Origin of the sequence: Mycobacterium palustre, from assembly GCF_002101785.1 — a bacterium.
Lineage (GTDB): Bacteria > Actinomycetota > Actinomycetes > Mycobacteriales > Mycobacteriaceae > Mycobacterium > Mycobacterium palustre.
This window is the reverse complement of sequence record NZ_LQPJ01000073.1, coordinates 1-19,405: the sequence shown is the minus strand read 5'-3', so window position 1 is coordinate 19,405 and position 19,405 is coordinate 1. Positions and strand designations below refer to the sequence as shown.

Below are 19,405 nucleotides of genomic sequence, written 5' to 3'. Positions count from 1 at the left end.
CGACACGCCACACCCCACCCGGGGGTTCTCCTCACATCAAGCCGACACGCCTGCTACCAACGTCCTGGCCGAGTACACCTAGTGGCCGCGGTCGGGCCGGCCGCGGCAATTCATCTGCCCACCCAGGCGTGGCCGTATTCGATCGAAAACGCGGCGAGCGGGCGGTGTCAGCTAACTTAAGGCCGCTGGGCGGCCGGCGGCTCGACAAATCCAAGGTAGAACCCGCCAGCTCCGTCCGGTTAAATCACCTAAGTGAGCAGGGGCGTAGGCGCCTCGAGCAGGCCTAATCGCTATGTCCAGACCATGTCACGCGGGCCACTGCCCGCATGGTTAACCGAAATGGGGTTGCCGCCGCGAGCGCCGGCCCCACCGACAAGGAAACGCGGCGGCGCAGTTGCGGGCAAATTTCCTTGGGTTGATCAATGGGTGCGCGCCCCGCTCGCAAAGTTACCGTGTCTTCGCAACAATCGATCTGTCACAGTTAAATTGTGTCGGTAATTTGTTTGGCTGATCTAACGAAATACTTCGAGAAGCCCCAGCGCAAAAGTCCATCAACGCGGATCCGAAAGAAGGAACACCACCCATGGAAGCGGCTCAGCTCGCGCGCAGAATGACCAATGCCCTTCGCCCGGAGAAGGGGTGGGGGTGGTGGGACGAGGCCACGGGATGCCGCGTCGCGGTGTCCACTCCGGAGGCCGAGCCCGATCTGTGGGGCCAATACCTGGAAGGCGCGTTGCGCAGTTATCGCAAGCACGGACTCGAATGGGTCCTCAACCTCGAAGCGATTCGCGATGGCACCGACACCGCGCTGTTCTTCGCGGCGGTCGACCCCCACGGCCGGGTGGTCGGGGGCACGCGCGTCGTGGGCCCGTTGCGCTCGCCCGAGGACTCGCACGCACTCGAGGAATGGAACGGCAACCCGGGCCTGCCCGTGCTGCGTTACATGATCGCCAACCGGCTCCCGTTCGGGATCGCGGAGGTCAAGAGCGCCTGGGCCAACTCGCAAGACTACGGCAGCCGGGCGCTGTCGAGGGTGTTGGCTCGCACCGCGCTGCCGACGATGACGCTGCTGGGGGTGCAGTTCGTCATGGCCACCGCGGCGGCTCACGTCTTGGAGCAGTGGCGATCGTCGGGCGGCGTGGTCGCCAACCGGGTGCCCGCCGCCGCGTACCCGAACGAGAATTATCGGACAAAGGTGATGTGGTGGGACCGCCGCACCATCGCCACGCACGCCGAACCCGAACAATTCAGGCTGATGTGCGCCGAGGACTCCGAAATCCTGCGCCGCGTCTCGGCTTAGGGCAGCCTGGCTAGTCGTGCGCTGACGCCGCTAGCTCAGCACGCTTTGGTGGACCTGGTTTCCGCCTCGGCGTTTGGCCGCATACATCGCGGTGTCGGCGACGGTGACGAGTTCGTCGATCAGCTGTGCGATATCGGCCTCCTTCACCGGAGGCAGTCGAGCGCTGGCGGTGCCGACGCTGGCTGTCACTTCAGGAGACAGCTCTTCAAGGGCGGCGCAAAACTTCATGGCCAGTGGTTCCACATCCCCCGTCTCCGAGGTGAGTGCGACGAGGAATTCTTCGCCGCCGACGCGGCAGAGGACCGCGTCATCGGGGATGTGCTCGCGCAGCAGATTCGCCACCGCCCGCAGCGCCCGGTCGCCGGCCGAATGGCCGTGGGTGTCGTTGATGCGTTTGAAGTTGTCGAGATCCACCATCACCACCGCCAGGTGAGTGTGCGTCGGCGGCTGATGCGCCAGCAGGTTGCTGAGGGCGCCGGTGAACGCCCGTCGGTTCAGCAGGCCGGTGAGCGCATCCTCTTCGGAGCGAACCGCGTACGTACCCATTGCCCGTGACATGCCCCAAATGCCTAGGGCAAGCCAGAAATTCAGGAAAATGCTGAGCCAGAAAACGAAGGCTGCGGCGGACAGGTTGACCTCCTGCGCCAGTCGCAACACCACCGTGGTGGTGATGGCGATGGCGATGACGCCGTTGAATATCAGAAGCTTTAGGCTATGAAAAAAGGCGATGTAACAGCTGGGAATAGCCAGGGCAGTGCACGCAAGGGCGGCCAGGGCCGCCGACGGCTGAGCCAGACTCCACCCGCCAACACACAACGCGCCCAGCACCACGGCGATCTGCGACTGCAGGCGGGTGGGCCATCGCGTCAGCCACAGCACCGTCACGCCCAGAGTCAACGCTGCGGCGACGGCGCTGGCGATCAATTCGCCTCTGCTAACGTGGGATTGGCTCGGCAGTAGGGTCAGCGGCACTAACACCGAGGATCCTGTGACTCCCGCCAAAATCATGCGCACCGAACGCAGCATTCCGCGCTGACGCAGGAAACTGGTAACCCAGTCGTAATGGTCAGGCTGTTTCCGCCACCCTTTCAGCCGTGACATTTGTCAGCGAACCTTTCTGCCCGCACCTGACCGTGCCAGCCGCGCCACCCCGAACCCAGTAGACTGCGAATGCTACTCCGGCAGTAGGCGTTGCGAGCGCCGACGACTAGCGCTCGGAAGACCTGGCGGGGTGGGGGACGGGCGTAGCTCGGTGGATGCCATTATTGCGGCTATGTCTTCTCGGCGCGCGCGGTTTCGGTTCTTTTATCGGGTCGGTTTCACGCCGTGGGAAGGCCATCCGGTCCCGCAGAGCCTGCGGGATGTGGTCGAGGGAACCGCTGAGACGCCGCCGCTGCCAACCGGTTCGGCCCTTGAGGTCGGATGCGGCACCGGCGACTGCTCGATTTATCTTGCTCAACACGGCTGGAATGTCACGGGAGTCGATTATGTGGCGCGGCCGCTCGGCACGGCGCGCGCCAAGGCCCGTGCCGCCGACGCTTCGATCAGGTTTGTCCGTGCCGATGTCACGCGGCTGAGCCACGAGGGGATCGGTGCCGACTTCGGGCTGATCGTGGATAACGGGTGCATCCATAACATGAGCGGCGGCGACCGCGAGGCGTACGTGCGGGAGGTCAGCACCGTAGCCGCGCCCGACGCGCGGCTTTTTATCACGGCGTTCCCACCAGGCGGCAGGTTCGGGGTCCCGGGTATCGATCGCGCCGAGATCGAGCGGCGGTTTGCAACCGGCTGGACGCTGCTATCCACCGGCGACGAACGCGAACTCGACGACAAGACCCCGACGTACTACTACCTTTTGCAACGCCGCTTATAACCCGTTGCGACAACCGCCGCGCGTCGCGCGGACCTAAACGGCGTCCTTTCGCCCGGCTCCTTTGTCGCTCGGGGCGAGCCCAGGGTCTGAGAACTCCATCGGTATGACGCGTTGGGCGAGTAGCGACTGCATCGCCGCGCCGTCCAGGGGGCGGGACAGCAGAAAGCCCTGTGCGCGATTGCATCCCAGCCTCAGCAGCGTCTCGGCCGCGGCCACGGATTCGACGCCTTCGGCGACGACGTCGAGCCCGAAGGCGTCGGCCAGGGCCATGGTCGAGCGCACGATCGCCAGATCACCGGCGTTCGTGTCCAGATTGCGGACAAACCCCTTGTCGATCTTGAGCGCATCGACGGGAAGCGATTTCAGATACGTCAGCACGCTGTAGCCCGTGCCGAAGTCGTCGATGGCGATCCGGACACCGATGTCCTTCAGCCCGAACAACGTTTTGCGCGTGGCGTCGATGTCTTGCACCACGACGCTTTCGGTGATCTCGAGACATATCGTGCTGGGATCGAGACGGAACTCGTGCAGCGTTGCCGCGACGGTTTCGATAATCCCGTCGGTGACGAGCTGCACGGGCGAGACATTGATACGCAGCAACGCACCGCGTCCAAGACCGCGCGATTGCCAGAGCCCAAACTGCGCACAGGCCGACCGCATGACGAGACGGCCGAGCTTGGCACCGAGGTTGATCGATTCCACCACCGAGATGAACGAATCGGGCATCAGTAGCCCAAGAGTCGGGTGCTGCCAACGGATTAGCGCCTCGGTACCCAGAACCTTCCCCGTTCGCATGTCGAACTCCGGGAGGTAGTGGAGCACCAGTGCGCCGCTGGCGCTGTCGATCATTCCTTCCAGCTGCAATTCGATGTCGTTGCGGATCATGTCGGTGGTCGACATCTCAGGGCTGAAGGTGATGACCCTACTGCCGCCGGCGCTCTTCGCCGACCGGGTGGCCTGATCGACCCGGCGCAGCAGGTCCGACGTGGTGTCGATCCCTGGTACCCCCTCCGCGACACCGATACTCACGGTGCGGCTGAGCAGCTCACCGTCGATCATGACCTGCCGCTGAACCCGACCGTGCAGTGTGAGAGCGAACGCCTCGGCGGCTTCAACGTCCACCGCCGCTCTTGGCACGACGACGAATTCGTCACCTCCGAAGCGGGCGATGACGGAGGGGACTTCGATGGCTTCGCGCAGCAGTGTCGCGAAGGCTTCGATGAACCGGTCGCCGGCCTTCTGGCCCAAGCGGTCGTTGATGACCTTGAAACGGTCGATGGCGAGGAACACCACGGAAACGGGACCCGGCTCTCGGTCGGCCAGCCGCTTGTCGAGGTATCCGATAAGCGCCCCGCGGTTCAGCAACCCGGTGAGGTCATCATGCTCGGCGCGGTAGTGGAGTCGCTCTTCGGCGACGATTCGGGCCTGCAGCTGGGCGAAGAGGGCGGCGATCGCCTGCAGCGCATTGAGCTCTTCTGGTAGCCATTCGCGGTCACCGAGCTTGCCGAAGGCCAGCGTGCCGGTGGTGACGTCGCCGGACAGCAGCGGCACGGCCGCGAGGGAGACGGCGGGCGTGCCGGTGCCCTCTTCGATGTGGCGCTGATAGTCGGCGTTCGCCGGATGCGGGCGCACCACCTCGGGCACCTTGAGGTGTTCGGTTCGGGCGAAGACGGAGTCCGCATCGTCGAAATAGACGACACCGATCGGGTCGGGGTCCGCGTTTCGCGGCGGGAATTCGGCGATCAGGATCGTCGCGCGGATGGTGTGGTCGTTGTGGCGCAAGAAGCTGAAGTCCACGCCCAGGTCGCGAACCAAGTCGCCGAGCACGCGTTGACTGACCACAGCAGAGTCAGCCGCTGTGGCCGCCATCAACTCGGCGGCGGCTGCGGTGACCAGATAATCCAAGCTGCCCGACATTGCCATTACCGTAGCGGCAACGAGTGCTGGACGTGCGTATTGCATAGCGCGTCAATGATCACTACCCGCCGAGCCAGCGCCCGGATCGGGTTTTCTGGTCGATGCTGCTAGCGACGCGGTCGAACGCGGGCGGGGATCGGACCGCCGGCAATCATGGTGAAGTGCAAGGCAACCGGAAATTCGTCGTCGATCGAGCGGATCTCGACTCGACGAATGAGCGTCGCGAGCGCGAGCGTCACCTCGAGCATGGCGAAATGATCGCCGATGCACGAGCGCGGTCCGCCACCGAAGGGCAGGTATTGCCACCGATCGAGCGCCTTGAAGTTGTCGGGGCTGAACCGCTCCGGGTCGAACCGAAGTGGATCGTCCCAAAGTTGCGGGTCGCGGTGTACGGCCATCCTGCCGACGATGAGCATGGTGCCTTTCGGCACAAGATAGCCACCAACCTCGACATCCCGGCACGCCATGCGGGTCCCCGTCGGCGCCGGTGGGCACAGCCGAAGCGATTCCCGTATTACCTGGACCGTATAGCCGAGCCGGGGCATGTCGTCGGATGTCAGCGGCCGATCCGGAAGGGCTGCCACTTCTGCGGCGACGCGGTCCTGGCAGTCCCGGTGGTGTCCTAGAGACCACAATGCGTAGGTCAACGCCGTCGCCGTGGTGTCGTGGCCGGCGAAGAGGAACATGACCAGCTCGTCGCAAATCTCCTCATCCGACAACCCTTTTCCGGTCTCTGGATCTTTGGCGGCGAGCAGGGCGTGGACCAGCGGCGCGACTCGTGTCGGATCGGCGCGACAGTCCCGCAGAATCTCCTGCGTCAGAGCATGGAGTTTGGCGCTCGCCGCTCGCGCGCGTTGACGCGCCGGTGTGGGCAACCAGCGAGGTGCCCGTAGCGGGCGAGTCGCGCGGCCGACCGCGTAGGCCAGCGCGGTCCGCAGCGGCTCGACGACCTCGTCGGCGCGCTGTTCCAGGTCAAGCCCGAGCACCGAGCGGCCCAGCGCACGGAGCGTGATCGTGCGGCATTCGGCGTCCAGATCGATTACGGAATCTGCACGCCACCCTTCGCTCACCGACTGCGCCGCCTGCTCCATGTGACCGCCGAACTCGCTGACGCGCTGTTTGGTGAACACCGGCTGTAGCGTGCGCCGTCGCGGCTTCCACTGCTCGAAGGGCAGATCGGTAAGGCTGGCGCCGATGACGCGGCGAACCTGGTCGAAGACGGGGGTTGTCTTGTCGACGGAAGCATCCTTAGTGCTGAGGATGTCGCGAATAGCTTCCGGCGACGTTGCCAACACCATCGGAGGCATCAGCCACCGCGGCCCCAGCTTGAAATAGCTCACCCGTCCGCCGGCATCACGCAGCCGCTCAGTTCCGGTGCTGAATTCTCGCACCGCCGCCAGGCGCTGCCGATAAGGCATCGGGTTGACCGGCGGCAGGGGTAAGGACGTGAGTCCGTCACTCGCAAGGGCCTGAACCACGCCTACCTCCCGCGGGGACAACTGCTCACGCCGCTCCGGTGCGGCGAAGCCAAAGCTTACCGATCGCCGCTGACCAGGCAAGTTTCCTCACATCTATTCGGGGACATCGCAAACCGTCGGCCGGCCAGTGGAGACTTTGCGTCAGGTCGATAATCATATGGCAATTGGCTCGCGATCTGCCTGATCGCCGAATCCTTGAGGGGTTGTGGGTGAAAAGAATCCGGCCGCTGTGGCGGGTGCCTGGGATCGTTTTGCGTGAGCGCTCCCACCCTGCGGGGCGGCAGCGGGTTCCTGAGCCGATGGTGGTGGACGACCCGGAGTCCGTCGCCCAGTTCCATACGGGCGGGGCGTCCAACCCGGGGATCGTAGCGGTCTATGACTTCTGCGCTCGTGCGCTCGATGCGCTGTTGCCGCACGGCGGCCGGCTGCTGGATCTAGGCGTGGGCTCAGGTCGTGCGCTCAGCGCCGTCCTGCGCCGACGGCCCGACGTTCGGGCCACCGCCATCGACCTCGCCCCCAACATGTTGTCCACGGCCCAAGAGCTATTCGATGCTGAAAGCCTGAGCGAGCGTGTCGAACTGATGCGGGCCGACATCACAGCGCTGCCAGAGCAGGTCTTAACCGCTCCGTGGGATGCGATCTCCTGCATGTGGACCCTGCATCAGTTACCGGATTTCGTTACCCTGCGGGGTGCCCTCAGTCAGATCGCTGAGATCCAACGCCGCAACGAGGCCGCGGTATGGATCTCAGACTTTCAGCGCCTCCGGGACCCGACCGCCGCCCCCAACATGCTGATGATCGTCGATCCTGCGTCGCCAGCTGTGCTGCGCCAGGATGCGATTGCCAGCGAAGCGGCGGCATTCACCATCGCGGAGCTCTCGAAGGAGCTTGCCGCCGCCGGGCTACAGGAAATGCACTCGGGCCATTCGACACCGTTACCCTATTTGCAGGCGCATTGGATGTTCGGTGCGCGCGGCAAAGCACACGCTTCGAGCGCCAAGCGTGACGCCCAGTTGCAGGGGCGGGCCCGCCGCGAGGCGGCTTTGCTGCGTTGGGGATTCACTGGAAGGCCTTTTTGACGTCGCTGTCGCACGGCGGAATGCACGAGTGCGACTACGCCGCGGCGGGCGGGATCAGCGCCGCCGAAGCTGGACTCGGTCGAGGCTGCGGGCACTCCGCGCCGAAGTCGGCGGCGCGGTGGCGAACCTCAAGACCAGTACGACTGCTTCCGCGGGATCCGTTCCGATGAGGCGCACGAAATCGCCTTGCAACTTCTCTAATTCGCCGGCAAATCGGGCCGACAGCTCGTTGAGGTCAGCTGAGTTTCGAGCGTGCAAAAAGACCGGTGACAGCGGACGGACAGCGAGGCCTTCCCGTTGGGCGAGGATCCATACCGCCTCAACGGCTGACCCTCCTTTTGCGTAGTCGCTCAAACGGTCGCCGGCCACGGTGATCACCGCCAGCGCGGAGCTGGCGCCGACGTGGTTGCGCATGGCGTCGCCCAGCGCGCTACCGGCGTTCCATTCCGCGAGGTACGACATGACGTCGGGCCGGCGCACGACGTCAAGTAATGCCAAGTCGCTAGGGTCGAGTTCCAGCGTGTGCACGTCGATACCGGTATCAGGGTCCGGGTCTCCGGGCCAGCGCAGTTCCGAGACCATCTCTTTGTGTAGCTTCGGTGTGAGATACCGAATGCGGTCGGCCGCTCCGAAAATCGTTGCGGCCCGCGCAAGGGCTTCCGGCTTGGTCAGGAGGCGCAGACGCGCGCCCTCGCGCTCAGCCGTGGCCGTGAGCAACTTGATCGTCTCGGCGTTGAGTGACTGAGGCGTTCCGCGATGTCGGTTGGTCTCGCGCGCAAGCATCGGTTCGTAGAGTTCGGCGAGGGCGGGGTCATAACCGTTCGCGAACTGCATCGTGGCGCGCAGCGGAGACCCGTCTACGGCCTCCGAGACGGTCACCGGTCCAAGCATGCCGCGGGCGGCGGCAGCGATTCTGACGTTGTGTAGGGCCGCGCCCAGCGCGACAGCGCTACCGCGGAAGCCCACGTCCATCGTTGAAGTATGTTCTGGCGCAAGGCTTATTGTGATTTTGTCGGGCTCCGCCTCGATATACCATGGCTGGCTGTTGCCCCCGGAGGGGGCACGCATAGCGGCAGCGAGAATGGTGTCGTCGATGCCGGAAGTGGGAGGGTCGGTCCTATTCCGGATTTCGGGAGTTAAACGTTGCCGCGCCGCCTGGACTTCGTCGAGTTGGTCCAGCGCCGGGCCGATGTCGATGCGGCACCGGCCGGATCGCAAGTTTTCGCCGAGACCGATTCTGCGTACAGCTTCGGCCAACGCGGACGCGCCCGCAATGACATCGGAGGCCAACTGAGGCCAGGTTGACAGCGATCGGTCGATCTCAATGAGTGACGCGGCAGTACGCGGCGATACCCGTTCCGCTTCGTCGTAGCGCAGCATGTACGGGATCTTGTCCCGACTGCTCATGCCTGCGAGTTGCTCGACGTCTAGCGAGCCCAGTAGTCCGTGAAGGATCGGACGTTCAGGCTCTCGATCGAAGCGTTCGACGTCGACCCTTCCGCGGTCGCTGGTTGCCATCAACACCGGGATACGACGGTCGCGGGCTTTTAAGCGCACGCCGACCTTCATGTCGAGGGAATCGCATTCTTCGATGACGATGTCGAGTCCATCCAAAAACGCATCGAGGGTGTCGGGGGTGAGCCCTGCGTCGAACACGTCCACCGGCAGGTACGGATCGATTTCGGCGATCCTGCGTGCCGCGATGTGCGCCTTGTTCACGCCAAGATCAAACACAGTGGCCGGCACCCGGTTTAAATTCGATAGTTCCAAATGATCGAAATCAGCCAGACGAAGGCGGCCACACAGTCCCTGCATTGCCAACGTGTGAGCGATGACATGGCCGACGCTGAGACCGGCGACGCCGATGGTCAGGGAGTCGAACCGAGCCTGTTCTTGCGTGGTGATGAGGTTCCTGTTGCGGTCGAGCCGCAACGCTCGAAACCCGTGGGGCCCCAGCACCGCAACGACGGCACGCCGCCACGGGTAGTACACCCACCGACCCGGCTCGGCCAGGACGTCGCCCTCGGGCACCGGGCGAAGCTCGCGCAGACATGAGAGTTGGGTGTTGCGGTGGTCGATCACCGCGACGGTGGGATCGGCTTGCAGCCGCCGTAACACCAAACTGTCGTCGGCATTGTCGGGTGCGAGAATCTGGGCGGTGTAAGCAGTTACGTCGGGGGCGTCCATGGTGTTTTGTGTATAGCACCCGGCCTGTCGGCGGGCTGCTCAAACGCCGTGCTTTCGGTCGTCGCCGTCGACGGCCGATCGGGTCCCGCGGCGGTGAGGTCGGGGTTGCCCGGGGTCCGCCTGGTCAAGGAATTGGCCGTGCCGTATGAGGCTGGTGACCGCAGCGTCCCAGCGTCGTAGCTCCGGCTCGGTGAAAAATGACCTCCCCAAGTAGAGCTCGATGTATGGATGCAGAATGATGGCGCCGACGCGCAGGATGAGCGGGTTGAGTACCCCCCAGTCAGGGTCGAGGTCGGGCCGGAGGTTGCCCTGCTGACCGAACTGGTCGCCTTGCCCCGTACTGATACCCACCAGGCCGGAGAAGATGACTGAGCCGAGTGCGCCCCCCTCGGCGAGCGCGCGTCCCAGGTAGGTCATCACGTCGGGGCGTTCGACCATGAGCGCGGTCAATCGGCGCCCCGCTTCGTGGAGACCGTCGCAGGGCGGGTCGGGCAGCGTTGCGGGCTCCAACGCCTCACTCACCACCTGCAGCACGTATTGATCGACGGCGGCGCTCAGCGCGGCCTTGGTGCGGAAGTGATGCTGTACGAGCCCGACTGACACCTCGGCGGCTTCGGCGACCGTGCGCAGCGGCGTGGCGGCGATGCCGCGAATGGCGAAACAGCTAAGAGCTGCATCCCGAATTCGCTCCTTGGGCGAGGGTCCGGCCGGAGGCGGCGGGTCATAGGGAAACAGTCGGCGTGCCACGGCCGGACAATACACCGGTATCGCCGCACCATATGACAATATCGGCGTGCCACATCGGTATACCGCCCGCCGGTCTCGCCCGACTCTGGCCAGTCCCGGCGGCTACCTGCCGGCGGGCCGGGAGCGCTCGGCGTGCACGACGGGTGCCGTCGGCCCCGCCTGAGGTGACGTGGCGGGCAACGCAATTCGTGGCACCCCCGGCGTGCCGAGCCGGCCGGCCAGCCACGGCAACGCGGCCGCGAAGGCCCGGTCCGCGAAGGGCCAGTCGTGCTTGCCGGGCTGCGCGACCACCGCGCACTCGATCCCGTTGGCGCGGCCCAGCCCGCACAGCGAATAGGCCGCCGCGGTCTGGTTGCCGGGGTTGGCCGCCGCGTCACGACTCACCAGACGCATTGCGCCGGCGTCGGTTACCGCCAGATCGCGGGGCGGCGCCGGCGGACCGTCCGACGAGATGGCGAACCAGCCCGCCACGTCGCGGTAGGGGCCGTGCCGGTTGATCACCGTGGTCGGGTCGAACGCCGACCAGGCGTCGGCATTGCCGCCGAACAGCCGGGCGATGCTTTGCGCCTTGGTGCCGGCGTTGGGGAAGAAGTCCCCGGCGACGTCGACGAAGGCACTGAACATCTCGGGGTGCATGACGGTCAGGTCCACGGCGCAGGTGCCGCCCATCGACCAGCCGGCGACTCCCCAATTGGACCGATCCGGGCTGACGCCGAAATGCGAAACCATGAACGGGACAACGTCTTTGGTGAGGTGGTCGGCGGCGTTGCCGCGGACGCCGTTGACGCATTCGGTGTCGTTGTTGAACGCGCCGCCGGAGTCGACGAACACCAGCACCGGGGCCTTGCCGTCGTGGGCGGCGGCGAAGTCGTCGATCGTCTTGACCGCGTTGCCGGCCCGCGTCCAATCGGCGGGCGTGTTGAACTGGCCGCCGATCATCATGACCGTCGGCAACGCCGGCGGTGGGCTGCTGGTAAACCATTCGGGCGGCAGGTACACCAGCTCGCCGCGGTGCTTGAAATGCGATGCGTCCGAGGGGATCGCCACCGGTACGACGCTGCCGTGCGGCGGGCGGGCCCGCTTGGCCGCCATCGCGGTGACGGTGGCCTGATCGGTCTGGTCGGGCAGCGGGCCGGAGGTGACCTGGCTCCACGCCGCCTGCACGGTGGGGAAGTAGCCGACCCAGAGGTTGAGCGCCAGCGCCGCGCAGAGCAAACACAGCGGCACCGCCGCCACGGTTGCGCCACGCCGCCACGGGCGCGCACCGCGCCAGCCGACTACCAGCACCGCGCCGGCCATGCCCGTCAACCCGACCCACAGCCACAGCGCCGCCGGCGCCGGCTCCTCTGACAGGCCCCGGTCGACGATGTACCAGTGCGTCAGGTAGGCCGTGGCGAGGCCGACCGCCGCGGCCGCCGGCAGCCAGACCGTTCGCCAGCGCCGCGAACGCCAGCCGACGGCCAGCGCGAGCACGACCCCGGCCAGTGCCTGGGTCGTTGCGGGAAGCCAGCCATGCATCAGGGACGTGTGGGCGCTTGCCAGCAACTGCGCCGCGGCGAGGGGCGGAGACGCTGTCACGGTATTCATTGTGATCTATTCGTAACCGCCCCGGAACACGTTCACCGAAAGTTGGGCTCGGCGCCGACGGGTGTTGCGGATGGCGCTAGTGCGGCTTGGCCAGCGGAAACGGCAGCGTCTCGCGGATGCTGCGGCCAGTTATGAGCATGACGAGCCGATCGATGCCCATGCCCAGTCCGCCGGTCGGCGGCATGGCGTACTCCATGGCCTGCAGGAAGTCCTCGTCCAGCTCCATCGCTTCGGGGTCGCCGCCGGCTGCCAGCAGCGACTGCTCCTGGAGCCGGCGCCGCTGCTCGACGGGGTCGGTGAGCTCGCTGTAGGCGGTTCCCAGCTCGACGCCCCACGCCACCAGGTCCCAGCGCTCCGCGACGCCGGGCCGGCTGCGGTGCGGCCGGGTCAGCGGCGACACCGAGGTCGGGAAGTCGATGTAAAACGTCGGCCGCTCGGTCCGGTCCTCGACGAGATGCTCGTAGAGCTCGAGCACCACCGCCCCGGCGTCCCACTGTCGCCGATACGGGATGTGCGCGGCGTCGGACAGCTTGCGCAGCGTCTCCAGCGGGGTGTCGGGGTCGATGCGCTCTCCGAGGGCTTCGGACACCGCGTCGTGAACCGTCTTCACCGGCCACACGCCGGAGATGTCGACCGGTTCGAGGCGGCCGTCGGCGTCGCCGCGCGGCCGCAGCACGGTTTGCTCGCCGTTGGCGGCCTGGGCGGCGTTCTGGATCAGCTCGCGGCACCCGTCGATCCACACCTTGTAGTCGGCGTGCGCCTGGTAGGCCTCCAGCAGGGTGAACTCGGGGTTGTGGCTGAAGTCGACGCCCTCGTTGCGGAAGGCCCGGCCCAGCTCGAACACCCGCTCCACGCCGCCCACGCACAGCCGCTTCAGGTAGAGCTCCGGCGCGATCCGCAAGAACAGATCCATGTCGTAGGTGTTGATGTGCGTGACGAACGGCCGGGCGGTGGCCCCGCCGTGAACCTGTTGCAGGATCGGCGTTTCGACCTCGATGAAGCCCTTGGCGTACAACGTCTCCCGGACCGAGCGCAGCACGCTGCTGCGGGCCTTGATCAGCTCGCGCGACTCGGGATTGACCGCCAGGTCGACGTAGCGGGTGCGCACCCGCGCCTCGGGGTCGGTCAGCCCCTTCCACTTGTTCGGCAACGGCCGCAGGCACTTACCGATCATCCGCCAGTCGCGCACGATCAACGACCGCGTCCCGTTCTTGGAAAAGCCCATGTTTCCGGTCACCTCGACCAGGTCGCCGAGGTCGATGGCGGCGGTGAAGTCGGCGGTGCGCCCGCGCCCGAGATGCGAATTGTCCAGCAGCACTTGCATTTCGCCCGACCAGTCGCGCAATTGGGCGAACAGGACGCCGCCGTAGTCGCGGATGCGCAGGATCCGCCCGGACACCGACACCGTTTCCTGGTCGTCGGCGTCGATCGCGCGGGCGACCGTGTGGCTGGGCGGCGAACCGACCGGGTAGGCGTCAATCCCGCTGTGCTGCAAGGTCTTCAGCTTGGTCAACCGCACGCGCACCTGCTCGGGCAGCCGCGACCTAGTGTCTTCGGATTCGGCGCCGCCGGCCCCGGCTTGCAGCCCGCTCATGTCGGGCGCCGACCCGTCATGGTGCAGCAGCCCTGATTCGGCCAGCCGGGCGGGCACTGCGGGGTGATGGCCGGTGTGCGTCTTGCGCCGGCTGAACGGAAACACCAAAAATCCCTCGGCGAGGGCCGAGGCGACGCCTACGCGCGGGATCAGCCGGGCGTCCTCGTAGCAGGCGTAGCGGGGGACCCAGTCGGGTTGGTATTTCATGTTGGAGCGATACAGCGTCTCCAGCTGCCACCATCGCGAGAAGAACAACAAAAAACCCCGCCACAACCGCGCGATCGGGCCGGCGCCCAGCTGGGCACCCTGCTCGAACGCGGAGCGGAACATCGCGAAGTTCAGCGAAATCCGGGTGATGCCAAGCGTTTCCCCGTTCAGCGCGAGCTCGCTGACCATCAGTTCGATGGTGCCGTTGGGGGACTGGGGGGACCGGCGCATCAAATCCAGGGAGACACCGGTGTTCCCCCACGGCACCAGCGACAGCATCGCCACCACCCGGCCGTCGGGGTCGATCGCCTCGACCAGCAGGCAATCCCCGTCGGCCGGATCGCCGAGCCGGCCCAGTGCCATCGAGAAGCCGCGCTCGGTCTGGGTGTCGCGCCAGGCGTCGGCGCGCGTGATGGTGTCGGCCATTTCGTCGTCGGAGATGTCGCGGTGCCGCCGGATGCGCACGGTGAGGCCGGCCCGGCGGGCGCGGGTCACGGCCTGCCGCACGCCCCGCATGTCCGGTCCGGACAGCTTGAACTCAGAGGTCCGCAGGATCGCCTCGTCGCCCAGCTCGAGGGCATTCAGGCCGGCCTCCCGAAAGGCCTGGGCGCCTTGCGAACTGGCGCCCATGACGCCGGGCGCCCAGCCGTAGGTCTGGCACAACCCCAGCCAGGCGTCGATGGCCTGCGGCCACGCCCTCGGGTCGCCGACGGGGTCGCCGCTGGCCAGGCAGACGCCGACCTCGACGCGGTAGGTGATGGCGGCGCGGCCGCTGTGGGCGAAGACCACCGACTTGTCGCGGCGGGTGGCGAAGTACCCCAAGGAGTCGTTCTTGCCCCAGAGCTCCAGCAGCCCGCGGATGGCCGACTCGTCCTCGCCCGTCAGCGCGTTGTCGGCGCGCTGAGATTGGAACAACACGATCGTCGCGGCGATCAGGGCGAGCGCTCCGAACAGCCCCATGATCGCGTTGAGCAAAACGTGCGGGCGGCCGGTGAACGCGTCGGGATCGACGAGGGAGAACCCGACCACCCGGTTCACCACGTACCAGAACCGTGAATCCGGGGCCAGGGTGCCCGGCCACATCTCGACCAGGCCCCAGGACGCCAGGATGCCGATCACGTCGCCGGCGACCAGCACGGCGGCCGCCTTGAACAACGCCCCCTTGCGGACCTTCGCCCAGAACTGCCGATAGGACAAGAGGAGCAGCACGATCGCCACGATGTGGAAGGCGAACCCGAGGTTCTCGCCGAACGACTCGGCCGCGGTGTTGTCGCCGGCGGCGATGTCGGCGGCGTTGAGCACGGCCGCCAGCACCATGTTGCCGAGCAGCAGCAGCCAGGCGATCCGTTTGCGTGCCGTCAGCGCCGCGGCCAGCAGGGCCAGCACGAACGACCACGCGATGCTGGTGTCAGGGAAGTTGAACAGGTAGCTGTTGATGAATTCCCGCGGGACCTTGATCAGCCAGCGGATCAAAGGCGAGACGCTGGCGACCAATGAGACGGTGGCGATGACGCCGACCGTCCAGCCCGCCGCCGCCGGTACCCACCGATACCTCGAGCTCGGCTGGCTGCCCGAGAGCGGGCCAAAGCGGGACGTAGCGACTGTCACAGACCGCGAGGATATGCGCTCAAACCGTGAAAATCCTGGCGAAGCGCCAAGAGCCACGCGGGGCGGTTAGCCGGGTTTGCCGGCCGAGGATTGCGCGCGCCGACCGCCCATCCGCCCGCGGAAGTGCTGGAAGACGCCCCATGGCTGCTAAACTATCGCTTGCGACCATCCCGGCGAAGGCCGGGGACAGTAAGTGGAGTCCCACTCCCACCGCTGGCCGAGCGGATTTGCCAGGCACAGCGGTCCGGTCACAGGCACCCGCCTGTTCCGCGCCCAGCGCGGGCGGTCCGAGCATCCTCGAGCCGCGATCGGTCGGCATTGGGCCCTGCTTCTAGCAGGGCCTTTTCGCTGATGGTGTGGTGTTTTTACCGCTGCCTCCGGATCGGTTCGGGCGCTGGCCGCGACGGAAAGCACAAGCCCACCAAGGGAGGCCCCATCAGCACTGAGACCCGCGTCAACGAGCGCATCCGCGTACCTGAAGTCCGATTGATCGGTCCGGGAGGCGAGCAGGTAGGCATAGTGCGCATCGAAGACGCACTGCGCGTCGCCGCAGACGCCGACCTCGACCTCGTCGAAGTTGCCCCCAACGCCAGGCCGCCGGTCTGCAAGATCATGGACTACGGCAAGTTCAAGTACGAGGCGGCGCAAAAGGCGCGCGAATCCCGCCGGAACCAGCAGCAGACCGTCGTCAAAGAGCAGAAGCTGCGACCGAAAATCGACGATCACGACTACGAGACCAAAAAGGGTCACGTGATCCGCTTCCTGGAGGCGGGGTCGAAGGTCAAAGTCACCATCATGTTTCGCGGACGTGAGCAGTCGCGGCCCGAACTGGGCTACCGGCTGCTGCAGCGGCTGGGCGCCGATGTCGCCGACTACGGATTCGTCGAGACGTCCGCCAAGCAGGACGGCCGCAACATGACGATGGTGCTGGCACCGCACCGCGGCGCGAAGACCCGGGCCAGGGCGCGGCACCCCGAAGGACTGGGCGGCGCGGCACCGGAGTCCGGCGCGCAGCCGGACACGACACCGTCGTCCAACTGACCTGACAGAAGAACAGCAGATCACCACAAGAACGGGAGCATCATGCCCAAGGCCAAGACCCATAGCGGGGCCTCAAAGCGGTTCCGGCGCACCGGAACCGGCAAGATCGTCCGCCAGAAAGCCAACCGGCGGCACTTGTTCGAGCACAAGCCGTCGACCCGCACCCGTCGGCTGGAAGGCCGCACGTCGGTGTCGGCCAACGACACCAAGCGGGTCAACGCGCTGCTGAACGGCTGAGCTCGAGAAAGTGCGCCGGCCCGCCGGCGCCAGACCAGTTACCACCATTTACTGCCTGAACGAGAGTAGGAACATCCATGGCACGCGTGAAGCGGGCGGTCAACGCCCACAAGAAGAGGCGCAGCGTCCTCAAGGCCTCGAAGGGCTATCGCGGCCAGCGGTCCCGGCTCTATCGCAAAGCCAAAGAGCAGCAACTGCATTCGCTGCAGTACGCCTACCGCGACCGCCGCGCGCGCAAGGGCGAGTTCCGCAAGCTGTGGATCTCGCGGATCAACGCGGCCGCCCGCGCCAACGACATCACCTACAACCGGCTGATCCAGGGCCTGAAGGCCGCCGGCGTGGAGGTGGACCGCAAGAACCTGTCCGACATCGCGATCACCGACCCGGCCGCGTTCACCGCGCTGGTCGAGGTCGCGCGCGCGGCGCTGCCCGACGACGTCAACGCCCCGTCGGATTCCGGGGAGGCCGCTTAGCCCGGCGACGATGCGGTCCGCAGGGCGGAGCGAGGAGGAGCCGGGCAATCAGCAGGGGCCCGGCGCCATGCCGGCCGCGCTCACCGAACGCTCGGCCCGGGTGGCCGCGGCGGTCAAACTGCACCGGCATGTCGGCCGCCGGCGCGCCGGACGATTTCTCGCCGAGGGGCCCAATCTGGTCGAGGCGGCATCGGCGCGCGGGTTGGTTCGCGACCTGTTCGTCACCGAAGCGGCGGCGCGACGACACGCGTCACTGTTGGCCGGGCTCGGGGCCCCGGCGCACCTGGTCACCGAGCGGGCCGCGAAAGCGTTGTCCGACACCGTCACGCCGGCCGGGTTGGTGGCGGTCTGCGACATGCCGGAGGCCCGGCTGGACGACGCGCTGGCCGCCTCGCCCGCGCTGGTCGCGGTCGCCGTCGAGATCGGTGAGCCCGGCAACGCCGGGACGTTGATCCGCGTCGCGCACGCGATGGGCGCCGGGGCCGTGATCCTCGCCGGGCACAGCGTCGACCCGTACAACGGCAAGTGCCTGCGCGCCTCGGCCGGCAGCATGTTCTCGATTCCGGTCGTCGCCGCGCCCGACGCCGACGCCGCGGTCACCGCGCTGCGCGACGCCGGGCTTCAGGTGCTGGCCACGACGGTCGACGGCGCCACGCGCCTCGACGAGACCGACCTCTCATCGCCGACGGCCTGGCTGTTCGGGGCCGAAGCGCACGGGCTGTCCGCGGGGCTCGCGCGGGCGGCGGATCATCGCGTGCGCATCCCGATGGCCGGCGGGGCCGAGAGCCTGAACGTGGCCGCCGCCGCCGCCATCTGCCTCTACCAGAGCGCGCGGGCCCTGGGCTGCCTTCGCTGAGCCGCCGCTCTCATCGAGCCTGCGTCCAGAGCGGCATCGTGCCCCACCTTGGACCGCGCGCTGAGCGCAGGCCCGACGACCTCAGGCCGCCCTTTTGCCGCGGCCCCTCGCCGGCCGCAATCCGGTGAGCGAGAGCGTGCCGTGCACCAGCGAACCGGCGCGCTCCATCAAAAACCTCGCCGGGTCCAGCGGCGAGCGAAGGGCGGAGCGGGGTCGTGGCGGGAAGTAATGCATCGGCAGCCCGCGCCGGTCGCGCGGCGGCGCCATGAACGCCGGCGCCTCGACCAGTGGCGCGTCATCGGGCAGGCGTCCCTCGGCGCGCCGGTAGGCGGCCAGCGCGCGCGGGTGCAGCCGGATCTCGTCGGGCACCGCCAGGAACGCCAACTCGACCGCCTTGCCGAACAGGCGCAGCAGCACCTCGTCGCCGGGCGTCCAGCGCAGCCCGGCCTTCTCGCGGACCGCGGGCTCGAACAGCCCCGCCGCGATCCAGCGCTGGCCGGCCACCAGCGGCTTGAGCATCTGGTCCCAGATCGGCGTTGGCAGCAGCACGAATTTCGGCTTGGGAATCCTGATCTGGAAGATGTCCAGCGTGGCCTGGTTGATCTCAAGCTCCTCGCGGCACACCCGGTCCCAGTACTCCTGGAATTCCTCCCACGACTTGGGTACCGGCCGCATGCTCATCCCGTACATCCGGTACCACTGCACGTGCTCGTCGAACAGCTGGCGTTTCTCGGCCTCGGTCAGCCCGCCGCAAAAGTATTCGGCCACCTTGATCACCAGCATGAAAAACGTGGCGTGCGCCCAGTAGAAGGTTTCCGGATTCAGCGCGTGGTAGCGCCGCCCCGCGGCGTCGACGCCCTTGATGGTGCGGTGGTAGCCCTTGATCTGCTCGCCGGTCTGGGAGGCGCGGGCGCCGTCGTAGACGACGCCCATGATCGGGTACACCGACCGCGCCACCCGCTGCAGGGGTTCGCGCAACAGGATCGAATGCTCCTCGACGGCCGCGCCGAGCTCGGGATACATGTTCTGGATGGCACCGATCCAGATGCCCATCATTCCGGTCCGCAGATCCCCGAAATACTTCCAGGTCAGCGAGTCGGGTCCGAGCGGATCGGCGGATCTGGTTGCAATGGCAGTCATCTCGGCCCTACCTTTCGGACTGTCGGTTGATGGTTCGGGCCAGGAGTGCGGGATGATCAGCCGGTGCTGGTGAGGCAGGTA

General features: G+C 66.8%; 15 protein-coding genes. 7 read left to right on the top strand and 8 right to left on the bottom strand.

All coding sequences use genetic code 11. The features are described 5' to 3' along the window. The first annotated feature begins 583 nt into the window (after window positions 1–583). Window positions 584–1,300 (top strand): hypothetical protein, encoded by a 717-nt coding sequence (locus tag AWC19_RS07435; RefSeq protein ID WP_085077426.1) that lies wholly within the window; start codon window positions 584–586, stop codon window positions 1,298–1,300. A gap of 30 nt (window positions 1,301–1,330) precedes the next feature. On the opposite strand, the gene AWC19_RS07430 is transcribed toward AWC19_RS07435, so the two are convergent. After that, entirely contained in the window at window positions 1,331–2,401 is a 1,071-nt protein-coding gene (locus AWC19_RS07430; RefSeq protein WP_085077425.1) for a GGDEF domain-containing protein, read from the bottom strand. A 172-nt stretch (window positions 2,402–2,573) separates the two neighbouring features. Between AWC19_RS07430 and AWC19_RS07425 the strand changes: the two genes are divergently transcribed. Further along, the gene (locus AWC19_RS07425) at window positions 2,574–3,173 is read left to right on the top strand and encodes a class I SAM-dependent methyltransferase (protein ID WP_085077424.1); all 600 of its coding nucleotides are present in this window, start codon (window positions 2,574–2,576) and stop codon (window positions 3,171–3,173) included. Window positions 3,174–3,206: 33 nt separating this feature from the next. Here the strand turns inward: AWC19_RS07425 and AWC19_RS07420 are convergent, their stop codons facing one another. Together AWC19_RS07420 and AWC19_RS07415 are read right to left on the bottom strand one after the other, a co-directional pair. Continuing rightward, window positions 3,207–5,090 carry a putative bifunctional diguanylate cyclase/phosphodiesterase gene (locus AWC19_RS07420; RefSeq protein WP_085077423.1) on the bottom strand — a complete coding sequence of 628 codons (1,884 nt, stop codon included), beginning with the start codon at window positions 5,088–5,090 and terminating at the stop codon, window positions 3,207–3,209. Between the two features lie 107 nt (window positions 5,091–5,197). Beyond that, window positions 5,198–6,568 (bottom strand): cytochrome P450, encoded by a 1,371-nt coding sequence (locus AWC19_RS07415; protein ID WP_085077422.1) that lies wholly within the window; start codon window positions 6,566–6,568, stop codon window positions 5,198–5,200. 299 nt (window positions 6,569–6,867) lie between these two features. Between AWC19_RS07415 and AWC19_RS07410 the strand changes: the two genes are divergently transcribed. Further along, the gene (locus AWC19_RS07410; protein WP_085077421.1) at window positions 6,868–7,647 is read left to right on the top strand and encodes a class I SAM-dependent methyltransferase; all 780 of its coding nucleotides are present in this window, start codon (window positions 6,868–6,870) and stop codon (window positions 7,645–7,647) included. 54 nt (window positions 7,648–7,701) lie between these two features. On the opposite strand, the gene AWC19_RS07405 is transcribed toward AWC19_RS07410, so the two are convergent. From AWC19_RS07405 to lysX, 4 genes are all read right to left on the bottom strand, one after another. Further along, complete coding sequence (locus tag AWC19_RS07405; RefSeq protein WP_085077420.1) at window positions 7,702–9,834, bottom strand: Rv1355c family protein; 2,133 nt, start codon at window positions 9,832–9,834, stop codon at window positions 7,702–7,704. 39 nt (window positions 9,835–9,873) lie between these two features. Beyond that, window positions 9,874–10,602: a TetR/AcrR family transcriptional regulator gene (locus AWC19_RS07400; protein ID WP_085077430.1), complete on the bottom strand. Its 729-nt coding sequence runs from the start codon at window positions 10,600–10,602 to the stop codon at window positions 9,874–9,876. Between the two features lie 81 nt (window positions 10,603–10,683). Beyond that, window positions 10,684–12,168, bottom strand: coding sequence for an alpha/beta hydrolase (locus AWC19_RS07395; protein WP_211284874.1), 1,485 nt, complete (start codon window positions 12,166–12,168; stop codon window positions 10,684–10,686). A gap of 76 nt (window positions 12,169–12,244) precedes the next feature. Beyond that, window positions 12,245–15,577, bottom strand: coding sequence for a bifunctional lysylphosphatidylglycerol synthetase/lysine--tRNA ligase LysX (gene lysX / locus AWC19_RS07390; protein WP_211284873.1), 3,333 nt, complete (start codon window positions 15,575–15,577; stop codon window positions 12,245–12,247). A gap of 435 nt (window positions 15,578–16,012) precedes the next feature. Here lysX and infC point away from each other — a divergent pair, with 435 nt between their 5' ends. From infC to AWC19_RS07370, 4 genes are all read left to right on the top strand, one after another. Then, window positions 16,013–16,618 (top strand): translation initiation factor IF-3, encoded by a 606-nt coding sequence (gene infC / locus AWC19_RS07385; protein WP_085077428.1) that lies wholly within the window; start codon window positions 16,013–16,015, stop codon window positions 16,616–16,618. Window positions 16,619–16,660: 42 nt separating this feature from the next. Further along, window positions 16,661–16,855, top strand: a complete 195-nt coding sequence (rpmI, locus tag AWC19_RS07380) for a 50S ribosomal protein L35 (protein WP_085077418.1) — start codon at window positions 16,661–16,663, stop codon at window positions 16,853–16,855. 77 nt (window positions 16,856–16,932) lie between these two features. Further along, on the top strand, window positions 16,933–17,328 hold the full coding sequence (rplT, locus tag AWC19_RS07375; RefSeq protein WP_085077417.1) for a 50S ribosomal protein L20: 396 nt from the start codon (window positions 16,933–16,935) through the stop codon (window positions 17,326–17,328). Window positions 17,329–17,395: 67 nt separating this feature from the next. Then, window positions 17,396–18,184, top strand: a complete 789-nt coding sequence (locus tag AWC19_RS07370) for a TrmH family RNA methyltransferase (RefSeq protein ID WP_085077427.1) — start codon at window positions 17,396–17,398, stop codon at window positions 18,182–18,184. Window positions 18,185–18,265: 81 nt separating this feature from the next. Here the strand turns inward: AWC19_RS07370 and AWC19_RS07365 are convergent, their stop codons facing one another. Then, the gene (locus tag AWC19_RS07365; protein ID WP_085077416.1) at window positions 18,266–19,324 is read right to left on the bottom strand and encodes an oxygenase MpaB family protein; all 1,059 of its coding nucleotides are present in this window, start codon (window positions 19,322–19,324) and stop codon (window positions 18,266–18,268) included. Window positions 19,325–19,405 lie beyond the last annotated feature (81 nt).

Bases quoted from the DNA above. Each gene is read 5' to 3' on its own strand.
- AWC19_RS07405 (WP_085077420.1), bottom strand. From the start codon at position 9,834: ATGGACGCCCCCGACGTAACTGCTTACACCGCCCAGATTCTCGCACCC.
- rpmI (WP_085077418.1), top strand. From the start codon at position 16,661: ATGCCCAAGGCCAAGACCCATAGCGGGGCCTCAAAGCGGTTCCGGCGC.
- AWC19_RS07435 (WP_085077426.1), top strand. From the start codon at position 584: ATGGAAGCGGCTCAGCTCGCGCGCAGAATGACCAATGCCCTTCGCCCG.
- AWC19_RS07410 (WP_085077421.1), top strand. From the start codon at position 6,868: ATGGTGGTGGACGACCCGGAGTCCGTCGCCCAGTTCCATACGGGCGGG.
- rplT (WP_085077417.1), top strand. From the start codon at position 16,933: ATGGCACGCGTGAAGCGGGCGGTCAACGCCCACAAGAAGAGGCGCAGC.
- AWC19_RS07370 (WP_085077427.1), top strand. From the start codon at position 17,396: ATGCCGGCCGCGCTCACCGAACGCTCGGCCCGGGTGGCCGCGGCGGTC.
- AWC19_RS07365 (WP_085077416.1), bottom strand. From the start codon at position 19,324: ATGACTGCCATTGCAACCAGATCCGCCGATCCGCTCGGACCCGACTCG.
- AWC19_RS07395 (WP_211284874.1), bottom strand. From the start codon at position 12,168: ATGAATACCGTGACAGCGTCTCCGCCCCTCGCCGCGGCGCAGTTGCTG.
- AWC19_RS07430 (WP_085077425.1), bottom strand. From the start codon at position 2,401: ATGTCACGGCTGAAAGGGTGGCGGAAACAGCCTGACCATTACGACTGG.
- AWC19_RS07425 (WP_085077424.1), top strand. From the start codon at position 2,574: ATGTCTTCTCGGCGCGCGCGGTTTCGGTTCTTTTATCGGGTCGGTTTC.
- AWC19_RS07420 (WP_085077423.1), bottom strand. From the start codon at position 5,090: ATGTCGGGCAGCTTGGATTATCTGGTCACCGCAGCCGCCGCCGAGTTG.